We start from the raw sequence: 12,587 nt of genomic DNA on the forward strand, positions 1-12,587 counted from the left end.
CGTGGATACAGAAAAGAGTCGATTCTTTATTGTGGTGCCGCCCGGGTTAGAGCGAGCGGCTCTTTATGAGCTTCATCGCTTCTACAGTGATGTTTTCCAAACGACGCTTTCTGAATTTGAGCAATTCCCCGGCGGAATCGAAGTCGCGCTCCCGCTGGTTCAGGGGCTTCAACTCAATTTTCTTAAAATTCCCGTTCGTGTCCTGTTACGTTTAGCGTCCCGGGAGATCAGTAGCGAGGACGATTTTATTGCTTTCATTAAAGAGCAGGAGTGGGGACTCTTCGGAACTTACCGTAAAATTTATGTGAGTAGCCGAACCTCAGAGCTCCGATTTAAGGAAAACCTCGAGAATATTTTTAAGAGAAAAGCGAATCTGAAGCAGGACAAGGCGGGCAGTGACATCTACATTCGCTTCTTTAGAGATGAGTGCACTTTTAGTATTGATACGTCGGGCGAAGATCTTTACGTGCGCGGCGGCGACAAGTGGGTGGGGGAAGCTCCTTTGCGAGACAACATCGCCGCCGGCATTTTGCAGTTTTCCGTCCAAGGAATTTCTAACTTTCAAGATTGGGTCTTGGTGGATCCCGTCGTTGGCTCGGGAACTTTTCTTTTAGAAGCGAATAATATGCATCTCGCCTCCCCGCGGACCTACGGATTTCAGACTTGGAAGATTCCTTTGGTGAAAGAGGTGGTAGTGCCCGAGATTGTTCAGAGTTCAATGATGGATTTTCATCATCTCTACGGGTTTGATCTGGATGAGAAAGTGGTGAGGATGGCCGAAAAAAATATGCGTTCGGCACACCTCCAAAAGGCCACCATTGCTCAACGAGACGCCTTCGATAAGAAGGGTATTCTCAAGGAAGATCATAAAAAACTGGTGATCATGAATCCACCTTACGGGAAGCGTATTAAAATCAAAGAACGGAATTACTTCCCGGAATTGCTCGAGTCCGTCATCTCCTGGACGCAAGCGGATCGCCTTGGAATCATCGTCCCGCGGGGAGTGATGTTAAGTCATCCCGACTACGAGATGGTGAGAAGTCTCGATATGCTTAATAGCGGAATCGAAATTTTCTTCTACCTCTTCCTCAAACGCGAAAAGGTTGCCGACAAGGTTCCAGGTTCCTAAAAAACAAAAAGCACGGTGTGAAGACCGTGCTTTTTTGTTTTTTAGGAACCTGGAACCTTGTCGGTGTTAGCCGCCGGGTCCGCCACCTTGGCCGCCGCCGCCACTGGCGCCGGAGCCCGCGTCGCCGTTAGATCCGGCACCGGTTTCTCCGCCAGAGGAGCCACCGCTGTTTCCACCGGGACCATCGCCTCCAGGTCCATTGCTGCCACCGGGTCCATCGCTACCGCCGGGTCCGTTACCACCGCCGTCGGTTCCGCCCGGTCCATCGCTGCCATTTCCATCGCGAAGGAAACGGGCTTCCTCCTCAGGAGTTCCGTTCAATGCGAGATCACAGCCTGTTGTTTCTGTATTGCAAGCTTTCGCCATTTCTACGCAAAGATGGCGAATATCATTTTCGCGAGTGGGTGCGGTGACGCATTTTTGAATGGGCCGGCCACGATTCCAATAGTTAAAGTTTCGGCGTTTCGTTGCTGGATAGCTCCACTGGTTAAAGGAAACGTATCCGTGCCGAGTTTGAAAGATCTGTTCGAATTGACTGCGATCAGTGACTCGATCCATTGATAAATAACGTTCGGAGGCGGCTTCTTCTTCGGGTGTAAACTCATATTGAGAAGCATCGCAAGGTCCGAGAGAAGCAATCGACATAATCGTGGTTTGCAGCGCGAGACGCCGGCGTTCTGCAGGGAGAGTGGCCCCGAAGCCGTCATTATCGTAGCGAGCAGCCATTGCGATCGCGGCGATATATTTGTTAGAGGCATTGGGGTATCCGGCGCGCGCCATACCTTGTTTGATACATGCGTAAGGTCCCAGTCCTCGAGCGGGCGACGCGGGTCCATGTCCTCTGCGAGGAGGGTGAGATGGGCGACGAGCTAAACGAGGATTTTCGCGTTCAATCTGGGCCACGGATCTTTCGATTTCATTGTAATGGCGCATGAGTTTAAAGCAGGAATGGTTTTGACCTGCAGTGTGGCGGTTCCATTCCGCTTGAGTTGTTCCGCAGTAGTTTTGAATACGACGGTATTCGGTAAAGACCTCTGCTTTATATTTTTGGAGGGCTTCCGCTTCGGAGGTTCCGGCGTATCGAGCGTCGGCTTGGATGGCCTTTAAAAGACTTCTGCGGAAATGATCTGCAAAAGACTGTTGGCCCATCTCACGATAGAATCTTTCGACGACAGTAATACAATTTGATTGAGTAAGATCTTTTCTCAAATTGGCGCAATAAGGTTCGGCTGTTGCTGCGTTGGCATAAGTGAAGTAGCGCGGATTACATTGGTGACCCGAGCGTTGACCACCGGTATCGGTCGGGAGGGCGCAACGGTTGGGGGAATCACAAGTCACTCGGAATGACCCGTTACCCGTCGGTCGACGTTGCCAAGTTCCCCAGTATCCACCGATAAGACAGTTCGCTCCAACGCGGTAAGGGGGAGGGGTCTCAGTTCCTTGGGCGAAGCTCTCTTCGATCAACTGAAAAAATCCTGCGGACTTCTTTTTCTTAGATTCAAATTCACCATTGGCGTTTTGGCTTTGGAACTCTTCCACATTGGCCATAAACTCATGCACTTTGCGATAAAAATTATAAACTGTTTTTGCATCCAATTTTTGGATCTGTTCATAGGTCAAAAATGGAATTTCCGTCATCTGAAGAGATGCCGGTGAGCGATCAAATTCGTCCTCAGCGATCACTGAATTTTGATCCGCGCCATTGTTTTGAGCTTGTTGTGTCGGCATCTCTTTTTTTCGATAAAGAGAGCAGGCACCAGCGACAGAAACCATCACTGCAAGAGACACGACCAATTTCATCAGAGAATTTACATTTTTCATAAATTTACCTCGTAAACTATTTCGGCAAATTTAATTCTTAAGTTGAGCCATAGCTGGAGAACTGACCCTTGGACGAGGAGATCGAAACTCTGGCTATTATATAGTCGCGCGACGAGAGAGCACAAAACGTCGAACGAGATAAAAGACCAGGAGTAAAGCTAAAGCGGCGAAAACAAAAATTTTGAACTTCTTCACGTAGGTGAGGATATCCTCGCCATAGTAAGAGACAAGATAGACTTGAGTGGGAACCGAAAACAGTGCGGCCAAACCATCGGTGAGAAGAAAGGTCCACTGGGAAACCCCTAGGGCTCCACACATTAAGTGACCTGGGAAGCGCACTCCGGGAATAAATCGAAACACCGAGGGGGCCCAAAACCCATACTTTTTAACCCAACCGCGAATACGGTCCATTTTTTCGTCTGTAAAATGAGTTTGAAAGCGATCGCTGCGCATGATCTGTTTTCCAAAAACTTTACCCATCGAAAAGATAAAATAATCGGTGATAATCACCGCAAGAAAACACACGGCCGCCAGAGTGTGCGGGTTGACCATCGGGGCGCCAGGATAAGGCGGCGGGTATTCTTCGGGATTTAATGAGATGTGACCCGCAAGACCCGCGCTGATGATGATCACTTCTTCGGGAATGGGTACACCTAAGCTACAGATAAACATAAAACCAAAGATCGCCGCGTACACGATGAGGGGCTGATAGGTATAACCTGCAAACCAATCTCGAATGTCTTCGAGATCCATTCCCACCACTTTTCTTCCAACGTAAACCAATCCTAAAACAAATAGGAGCAGTCCAATGGCGATGAACTTATTGGAAGTTTTCCGCATATTCACAATAGGTCATTCCTATTTTTGAGTGATCGATTTAATAATCACTGGTTCTTTGGGCACGTCTTGATGGAAACCATGATTTCCTGTAGGAACTTTCGCGATCGCATCGACCACTTCCATTCCTTTGGTCACTTTACCAAAAACGGCATATCCAAAATTCTGCGGTGAAGTTCCTCGTTGATCAAGGAAATCGTTATCGACATGGTTAATAAAAAACTGGCTGGTGGCACTGTTTACTTCCATGGTTCTGGCCATGGCTAAAGTGCCCTTCACATTCTTAAGGTCGGGCTTAGCCTCGTTCTTAATGGGCGCATGTTTTGAATCTTTTTCTTTCATATCAGGCGTAAAGCCTCCGCCTTGAATCATAAAATTAGGAATCACGCGGTGAAACACCGTATTGTCGTAATACTTTTCCGCGGTATATTTAAGAAAGTTTTGAACGGTCATCGGGGCTTTATCTAACCAAAGTTCTGCTTCCAATGTTCCTTTATTTGTCTCGATAACAACAGTAGGGTTGCTCACACTCGCTCCTTTGCCGACAGCTGGTTGTTCTTTAGAATTTTGAAGTTTTGACACGCTTACTTTTTGAGCTACAGCTTTTGCCGATGCTTGGGGTGAAGCGGCCAACAGTGGAGTCGAGTGTAAGTTTAAAAGCAAAACAATGAAAGCGATTCTTTGTCCCGACAATCTGCACCTCAAAAAAATCCGTCAAAAAAATGGCATGTGTCAAAAACCTGGCCCTGTGTTTTTGACATTTTTCTAAATAACTCTAGCAATAAATGGAAGTGAGCGGAAGCTCAAAGCCTCGAGGGCGAGATCTCAACGCACTAGTGAAGTGCGTGATCTTTAACTCGAGAGTTCATATTGCATTTGGAGCAATGGGCGGTCTCAAGCACCTGGTTTGATTCTTGGTTGATTTCATGAATTAAAGTGAGCGGTTCTGCGCAAAGTGCACACTGATTGATAGACTTAATAAAATTGCGAATCTGCTCAAGACGTTGAAGAACCGAACTCTGTACGAACTCTTTATATGATGACATGGTAATTACCCCCACCATTCTCTTAGCAAGAGTTGTTCACAGACCTTTGTGCCGTGCGCTGAGGCCGTTTATGGAATTTTGTTCTGGTAGAATCGAATTTGGAAAGTCTCTTCCGGGAGACGCCCATCCCTGGGCTCAGCGCCCTTGTCGCCGGTGGGAAGCCCGGCGATCGCGTCACGCTCAAGGGAGCTCCCTACACATACTTTCCAAATTCGATTCTACCAGAACAAAATTCAAAAAGTTCGCACAGACGCGTCCCATGGTTCTTAACGAATCTCTAATGGAATCCTGACTGGACGTTGTACGGGATAATGGCGAACAATGAATGGGTGGATAAAAAAAATCTCTCGGAGGGGGTACTCCGAGAGTTCAATTCAAGATTTTTGGGGGATCTTTAATTGGGGGGGTCATTTGAGATGGGGGGCATCTCAATCTCGTAGGAGCTTTTGGGGGGTGCTCGCTGCGAGAACAAGACTAGGTATACAGACCCTCGCCAAAAAACAAAAATTATTCATTTAGATATGGGGTATTCAGTTTTACTTATAACCCATTTTGGAACTAATAAGAATAAGTCTTGATATGTCGAGGCAAGAGGCCTTAAGTCCTTATATTTGTTGTACAAATGTCCCTTCTCAAATACCATAATTCCATACATTAAGGGGGTCCTTCGTGGATTTACTAGCATACTTTGGTTTCCTTTTAGGAGACTGTTTTTGGACTTGTTTCGCTGGAGTTGTTTTTGTTGCGGTTGTCCTGGGTTATTGGGGCGCACCCCTCATCCTATGGACGATATTCGCAGGCGTGGTTCTTGTCGGATACAATGCGCCGGTGTGGTTACTCGCTGTAACTCTCGGAGTTGCGGTGATCTTCAATATTCCGATGCTCAGAACACTTTTAGTTTCGGGACCCATTCTTGGTCTTCTTAAAAAGCTGCAAGTGTTTCCGAAAATTTCGGAGACCGAGAGAACCGCTCTGGAAGCGGGTGTGGTGTGGGTGGAGTCCGAACTTTTTTCGGGAACTCCCAACTTCAAAAAAATTCTGGAAGAGCCCTATCCCGAGCTCACCGCTAAAGAGAAAACATTTTTAGATTCAAAAATTGATCAGCTCTGTGATCTCGTCGATGACTGGTCCCTCTGGGAAACGCGCGAGCTTCCGAAGGCGGCTTGGGACTTTATTAAAAAAGAAAAATTGTTTGGAATGATCATTCCCGAGAAAGAGGGTGGACTTGGATTTTCCGCGCTCGCTCACTCGGATATTATTTCTAAGATTTCAACTCACTCGGTGCCGCTCGGAGTGTTGGTCATGGTTCCCAACTCTTTAGGACCCGCCGAGTTGCTCTTGCATTATGGAACAGATGCACAAAAGAAAAAATATTTAAGTCGTCTTGCCAATGGCGAAGAGATTCCTTGTTTCGCTCTGACGGAGCCTGGTGCAGGTAGCGATGCCGGCAATATTCAGTCCTCAGGTGAAATCTATAAAGGCACCGACGGAAAGCTCTATATCAAACTGAGCTGGAACAAACGTTGGATTACGCTCGCCGCAATCTCGACAGTTCTGGGTGTGGCGTTCCGATTGCGCGATCCGAACAATCTTCTCGGTAAAGGGGAAGATTTGGGAATTACATGCGCGTTGATTCCAACGACCACGAAAGGCGTCACGATCGGTCGTCGTCACGATCCATTGGGTGTCCCTTTCTTTAACTGTCCGACCCAAGGTCACGATGTCGTGATTGATGTGGAAGAGTGCGTGGTCGGTGGTGTTGCCGGCTGCGGTAAAGGCTGGGGAATGTTAATGGATTGCTTGGCTGCAGGCCGAGGGATTTCGCTCCCAGCGCAAGGGGCTGGAGCTGGTAAATACGCTGTGCGCGCCGTTTCGGCCCACGTGACCAACCGTAAACAGTTTGGTGTCAACATTGGTAAACTCGAGGGCGTCGAAGATGCTCTCGCGCGCATCGTTGGTTTGAGCTACGTGATGGAGTCTTGTCGTAAGTTCACGGCGGGAGCACTGGATAAAGGAATTAAGCCTCCGGTCGTAACGGCCATCGCAAAGTACTACAACACCGAAATGATGAGAAAAGTGATCAATGATTCGATGGACGTCCTCGGTGGCGCCGCGATTTCTCGCGGACCCCGCAACGTGATGTCTCACGCTTATATCGCGGCTCCGATTGCGATTACGGTTGAAGGCGCAAACATCATGACACGAACTTTGATCATCTTTGGACAGGGAGCTCTTCGTGCGCATCCATTTGCGTATCACGAGGTGGCCGCTGTTGAGAAGGGCGATAAGAAAGGCTTTGATAGAGCTTTCTGGGGCCACATCGGGCACATCATTAAGAACACCTTCCGCTCGATCGTTCTCAGTTGGACTCGAGGATACTTTGTGGTCACTCCGGGCGGACCGCTTCGCCGTTACTATCAAAAACTGACATGGGCTTCGGCGTCGTTTGCCATTATGTCAGATATCGCTATGGGAACTCTGGGTGGTAAATTAAAAATGAAGGGGAACCTTACGGGTCGTTATGCCGACATTTTAGGTTGGATGTATTTGGCGACCTCGGTGATTCGCCGTTACGAGCACGAAGGGCATAAAGAAGATCTTCCGGTTGTTGAGTTTGCGTTGAAGCACGCGTTTAACGAAATTCAAAAAGGCTTTGAAGGTATTTTTCAAAACATCGATGCTCCGATTTTGGGTTGGATTTTCAAAGGACCATTTAGCTGGTGGTGCCGTATGAATACATTCACATCGGGAATCAATGATGGTCTGACGCACAAAGTGGCGGATCTGATTCAGCAAGACAGCACTCAGCGCGATCGATTGACGGAAAATATTTATCTTCCTAACCACAAGCCGAAAGAAGCGATCACTCGTCTAGATATCGCATTTAAGGCAGTCAAGAAGGCGGAAGAGATCGAGAGCAAGGTGCGAAAAGCCGTTCGTTCGAAGAAGCTTCCTAAGATCAAGAACGACACGATTTATCAAGAGGCGCTCAATGCTGGCGTGATCACTCGGGAAGAGTTTGATCAAGTGAAGAAGGCCTCTGAGCTTCGTTGGGACGCGATCCAGGTGGACGACTTCAGTCAAGAAGAGTACATCCACCATAAAGGACAGATTAAAGGATCAGGCGTTTCTGGGGCGGCCGACGCGGCTAAGAATGGCGCCGCCAATGATAAAAAAGATCAGTACAATTAGTATCGAGACTCGTGGGTTGTCAGTCGTAAGACTGACAGCTCCTACCGCCAGTGGCCCTAAGATGGCCGAAAATTTTCCCACCATATTATAAAATCCAAAGAATTCTCCGGCTTGATCTCGCGGAGTCATTTTGCCAAAGAATGAGCGGCTCATGGCTTGGAGTCCACCCTGAACTAGACCGATCACGATGGCGAGACCGTAAAACTCCGCCGCATTGGAGATAAAATAGCTATAAACGGTCGCTAGCGAGTAGATGGCAAGTCCCACGTAAATAGAGGGTTTATCGCCAATCTTTTGCGCCAGCCAGGCGTATATGAGAGTGGCGGGGAATCCAATAAACTGAACTAAAATAATGGCCAGGATAAGGTCACTGGATTTGAGGCCGATCGACAGAGCAAAATCCACAGCCATTTTGATAATGGTATTTACCCCATCGATATAAAAGATATATGCGGCCAAAAATAAAAAAAGATCGCGATGCTGGCGCATCTGTAAAAAGGTTTGTCGAAATCGTCGAAACGATTCGCTTAGCGGCGCGCGCGCGGTGGACTTGTTCTCCTTCACAAAAAAGAACAGGGGGAGGCTAAAAAGAATCCACCAAACACAAACAGTGATGAAAGACCATTGCACGGCGCGCGCGGTATTTTCGATTCCCAAGAGCTCTGGGTGAGCCGTCATGATCGCGTTGATCACGATAAGAATGCCGCCGCCGAGGTATCCGAGGGAGAATCCCAGGCTCGAAACGAAGGAAATGTTCTTTTCGGTCGAAACGTCGACGAGGAGGGCATCATAAAAAATGTTACTCAGCCAGTAGCCGATGTTCGAAATGGTGAAGAATATAATGGCAGTTTGCCAGTCTCCTCGAGAAATAAAGAAAAAAGGAATGAGCGTCAGAGCGCCGACGGTCGTAAAAATTCCGAGGAGCCATTTTTTTTTATGGCTCACGTCGGCCAAAGTTCCCATGAAAGGAGCGATCAAAAAGACGATGATACTGTTGGCCGAGTTTGAGAGTCCTAAATAAAAAGTGGACTGAGAAGCACTGAGATCGCTGGCCCAGTATTCTTTAAAAAAAATGGGGAAAAAAACGGCAATAACTGTGGTGGTGTAAGCCGAGTTGGCCCAGTCCGCAAGAGCCCAAGACCAAGATTGTCGATCGATGCCAGAGAACAAGTGCCTTATTTTTGAGCGAGTCATCCTGACATCTTAAGAATTTACGCTGCTAAATGTCTAGAGAATAAGTTTGAATTCTTAGCCCTCAGGTCTTTATTATTACACTTAAGCAACTTAAGGAGACCTAAATGAAACTATTTTTTAACGTATTGCTTTTAGCGGTTGCGGGAATTTTTCTCGCGAATTGCTCGGGCGGCACTGCAAGTCCTAAAACAGATGACGAAAAAACAATTTACTCAATCGCAGTGGATATGGGTAAAAAACTACAGACTTTCCAACTTTCTGATCAAGAGTTGAAAGTTTTCCGTAAAGGTTTGATGGACGGTCTAAAAGACGCGAAGCCGGAATTAGATGTTCGTCAACAGATCGTAAACGTCGGAACTCTTGTTCAAAAGAGATCTGCTCTGTTTGCTGAGAAAGAAAAGAAAGATTCTGAATCTTTCATCAACGAAGCCGCTAAAGAAGCCGGCGCACAAAAAACGGAGAGCGGTTTGATCTATCGCGAAACTCAAGCGGGCACGGGCGAAACGCCAAAAGCCACTGACAAAGTAAAAGTGCACTACCACGGAACTTTGAGAGATCAAACGGTGTTTGATAGCTCTAGAGATCGCGGAACTCCTGCAACATTCCCACTCAATGGTGTGATTCCTTGCTGGACTGAAGGCGTTCAAAAAATGAAAGTCGGCGGTAAAGCCACTCTCGTTTGCCCTGCGGACATCGCGTACAAAGATCGCGGCGCTCCTCCAGTGATTAAGCCAGGTGCGGCTCTTAAGTTCGAAGTTGAACTTCTTGAGATCGTTAAAGACGAAACTGGTCCTGCTACGAAGAAAAAATAAAGAACTGCCACAGCAGTTTTAAATGAAAAAAGCCTGGCAAACGTCAGGCTTTTTTTTTGTTCTGTGAAAATCAAATCTCTCCTGGAGTCACAAATATCCCAGCCGATGCGGTTCGTTTCATATCGAGACACAGGAACGCATCCTTTGACGAAGAAAGTTAAAAATATTCGTAAATCTGTCGATAAGTGAAGTGTTGGAAATTTATAAACATTCAAACTTTTTTCGAGTTCGTTGGCTCGCGCTCACCATTGGCGTGGACGAAGGTTAGCCCGTATGAAATGGATTCAATTGTTAATTCGAATAAGTTCTTTCGGCGTTTTAGCTCTCGCTATTTTTGCTGCACAGAACTGCACGCAATTTAAATCTGCTTCCACTGAGTCCGGAATTAGGTCCTTGGACTCAACCGGGGTGAGCGTTCTGCCGGATGCGCAAAGATGGGCCGCGAGCCCCACTAAGTCCTGTGCCTCGGGGTTTTCATCTTTTGGGAATCAATGTGTGGCCTCTTATGCCCCCCATCTTTCGCTGTCTTCGCAAGACATCGCACCTGGGGGCTCGGTTATTGTGCAGTGGAGCGGTGGTGTTTACGCAGCGACTTGTTCTCTGACGTTGAGTGATAGTCAGAGGACGGGATATGCTCCATGGGCGCCATCCGCGCAAGGATCTCACCGGGTGGACCATTTAACCCTCGACACTGAATTTAAATTAGTTTGCTTGGACAGTAGCGGTGGGTATTTGCAGCCGCAGCCAACGCTCCAACTTCATATCGAAAAAAATCCACTGGTCAAAAGTTATCTGAATACGATGATGTATCTCAACTTAAACCGCTACGACTTGTGGAATCGTACCGCGGGAATTTGGGAGTCCTGGTACGACGGAGTAGATACCGCCGCTGATCACGCGACATCTCCATACATTTGGGATGTTCCTATTGATGATGATTCTCTCGAGGATTACGAAGCGGGACGCGGATTTAGATTCAATACACCTAGCCAAGGTTTTCTAACGATCGATCGAGCGACAAACCCTTTAGATTGGCATAAGGGCGGAGCCCTTTGGCGCCGTGATGAATTTTTAAGAATGGAAACGGGACTCACTTTTGAATTTAGGATGAAGCTCCAGCCCAACAGCGGACTCAATAATGGGGGCTACGATGCCTTTAACTTTTACTATGTGATGAACGATGGATCGGTGATCGGTTTATTTATTTCTCCGGGAATCATTAAGGCCGGAGGATATGGATTTCCCGAAGTCTCGGCACCGCTTGATACGGTGGGCGATTTTAATACCTATCGTGTCGTGCAGCTTCCAGGAGAAGCTCGCTTTCACGTATATGTGAATGATTCAGCGACGCCCATTCTCACCGCCAGTGGCAATGCTCGCTTTAGACCGAACACTCTTTCCAATCAAGACTATCCCATTTTTATTTTGGGAGGTGAGAGTGCCTATCGCGTTCATTTTATTTTAGACTACGCTCGCTACCGCCGTGGCGCTTATCCGCCAGGATCATCTTTTCCAATGGCCGAGCGACGTGCGCCCGTTCTGCTACCCACTCCGTTGCCTCCGGATAAATCAGAGAACTTTATTCCTGCGGGCTTCGATGCCGTTCAATTTGTCAAAGATCCCTATGGCATTTTTGGATCTTTCTCGAGCGAGGCGGGCGGTTGTCAGCGTGAAGCATGGACGATCTCCGCAGATAAAAAAATGGTCTACAATGCTGTGAACGGAAGCCCTGCCACTTGTCTTTTGCGTTCAGTGCCGAGCTTAATTGGACGCGGCGATGTGACTTTAGAAGTGCGGCTAAAAGTGATGAAGGATTCAGAGAATCGCGGTTTTTCGATTTTTCATATTGATGAAACAGGAACCATGGGAATGGTCTTTTCGCCGGGCCGAGTGGAATTGCCTTTGGGAATTAAAAATGTGGGTTATCGCGATGTCGGCTATCAGTCAGCGACGATCGATGCGACAAATGGTTATCATATCTATCGCTTGGTGCGCGCTGCTGGCCAACTCTATGCTCATCTATACATTGATAATAATCCTGTGCCGATTCTTTACGATCAACACCTAGAAGCTACTGGGGGAATGGCGCTCAACCAAGAAGTGGCCGCCATCGAGTTTGGTCATATGCTAAACCCTGGCCGTGGTCGCGGCCATGTTCTGATCGATTATATTCGTTGGGCCCCCACCGCCTATGCGCCGCCGGTCAAAGCCCGGTAGGTGAGTGAACGACGGTCGGTCGCAAAACATCATTCGGGATATTTAATATGTAGTGACTCGGAAGTGGCTTTGGTGCAGCAGGTGAGGACTTCTCCTGAAGCAATTTCGTCTTCGGTGAGAGCGTCGGCACCGTCCATCTCTACGGTTCCGCTGACCACGTGGGCCTGGCAAGAATTGCAAGTTCCAGACATGCAGGCATAGGGAGCGTCGACATTGGAGCGAAGGGCGGCGTCTAAGACTGTTTCGCCTTCTTCCATATCAATCACTTGTTTTTCGCCGTAAAGTTCGATGGTTAATTTTGTCGTCATAAGTTATATACTTACCCAATTATGTCACAGG

General features: G+C 47.7%; 10 protein-coding genes. 4 read left to right on the plus strand and 6 right to left on the minus strand.

The genetic code is table 11. The features are described from left to right. Nucleotide 1: 1 nt before the first annotated feature. Nucleotides 2-1,129, plus strand: a complete 1,128-nt coding sequence (locus tag K2Q26_03095) for an N-6 DNA methylase (GenBank protein ID MBY0314478.1) — start codon at nt 2-4, stop codon at nt 1,127-1,129. 66 nt (nt 1,130-1,195) lie between these two features. Here the strand turns inward: K2Q26_03095 and K2Q26_03100 are convergent, their stop codons facing one another. The 4 genes from K2Q26_03100 to K2Q26_03115 all read right to left on the minus strand — a co-directional run bounded on the left by K2Q26_03100 (nt 1,196) and on the right by K2Q26_03115 (nt 4,833). Further along, a complete protein-coding gene (locus tag K2Q26_03100; GenBank protein ID MBY0314479.1) occupies nt 1,196-2,950 on the minus strand; it encodes a hypothetical protein in 1,755 nt (584 codons plus the stop codon). A 96-nt stretch (nt 2,951-3,046) separates the two neighbouring features. Continuing rightward, on the minus strand, nt 3,047-3,790 hold the full coding sequence (locus tag K2Q26_03105) for a DedA family protein (protein ID MBY0314480.1): 744 nt from the start codon (nt 3,788-3,790) through the stop codon (nt 3,047-3,049). An 18-nt stretch (nt 3,791-3,808) separates the two neighbouring features. Further along, nucleotides 3,809-4,369 carry a peptidylprolyl isomerase gene (locus K2Q26_03110; GenBank protein MBY0314481.1) on the minus strand — a complete coding sequence of 187 codons (561 nt, stop codon included), beginning with the start codon at nt 4,367-4,369 and terminating at the stop codon, nt 3,809-3,811. A 251-nt stretch (nt 4,370-4,620) separates the two neighbouring features. Then, nucleotides 4,621-4,833 carry a hypothetical protein gene (locus K2Q26_03115; protein ID MBY0314482.1) on the minus strand — a complete coding sequence of 71 codons (213 nt, stop codon included), beginning with the start codon at nt 4,831-4,833 and terminating at the stop codon, nt 4,621-4,623. A 669-nt stretch (nt 4,834-5,502) separates the two neighbouring features. On the opposite strand from K2Q26_03115, the gene K2Q26_03120 reads away from it, so the two are divergent. Beyond that, nucleotides 5,503-8,025 carry an acyl-CoA dehydrogenase gene (locus K2Q26_03120; GenBank protein MBY0314483.1) on the plus strand — a complete coding sequence of 841 codons (2,523 nt, stop codon included), beginning with the start codon at nt 5,503-5,505 and terminating at the stop codon, nt 8,023-8,025. Here the strand turns inward: K2Q26_03120 and K2Q26_03125 are convergent. After that, nucleotides 7,954-9,219 (minus strand): MFS transporter, encoded by a 1,266-nt coding sequence (locus tag K2Q26_03125; protein MBY0314484.1) that lies wholly within the window; start codon nt 9,217-9,219, stop codon nt 7,954-7,956. The two genes, K2Q26_03120 and K2Q26_03125, sit on opposite strands and share 72 nt — an antisense overlap. Nucleotides 9,220-9,638: 419 nt before the next feature. Between K2Q26_03125 and K2Q26_03130 the strand changes: the two genes are divergently transcribed. Then, entirely contained in the window at nt 9,639-10,031 is a 393-nt protein-coding gene (locus K2Q26_03130; GenBank protein MBY0314485.1) for an FKBP-type peptidyl-prolyl cis-trans isomerase, read from the plus strand. A gap of 273 nt (nt 10,032-10,304) precedes the next feature. Continuing rightward, nucleotides 10,305-12,248 carry a hypothetical protein gene (locus K2Q26_03135; GenBank protein ID MBY0314486.1) on the plus strand — a complete coding sequence of 648 codons (1,944 nt, stop codon included), beginning with the start codon at nt 10,305-10,307 and terminating at the stop codon, nt 12,246-12,248. Between the two features lie 29 nt (nt 12,249-12,277). On the opposite strand, the gene K2Q26_03140 is transcribed toward K2Q26_03135, so the two are convergent. Further along, on the minus strand, nt 12,278-12,556 hold the full coding sequence (locus tag K2Q26_03140) for a 2Fe-2S iron-sulfur cluster binding domain-containing protein (protein ID MBY0314487.1): 279 nt from the start codon (nt 12,554-12,556) through the stop codon (nt 12,278-12,280). Nucleotides 12,557-12,587: the final 31 nt, after the last annotated feature.

The organism is Bdellovibrionales bacterium (genome assembly GCA_019750295.1).
In the GTDB taxonomy this organism is placed as follows: Bacteria; Bdellovibrionota; Bdellovibrionia; order Bdellovibrionales; family JAGQZY01; genus JAIEOS01.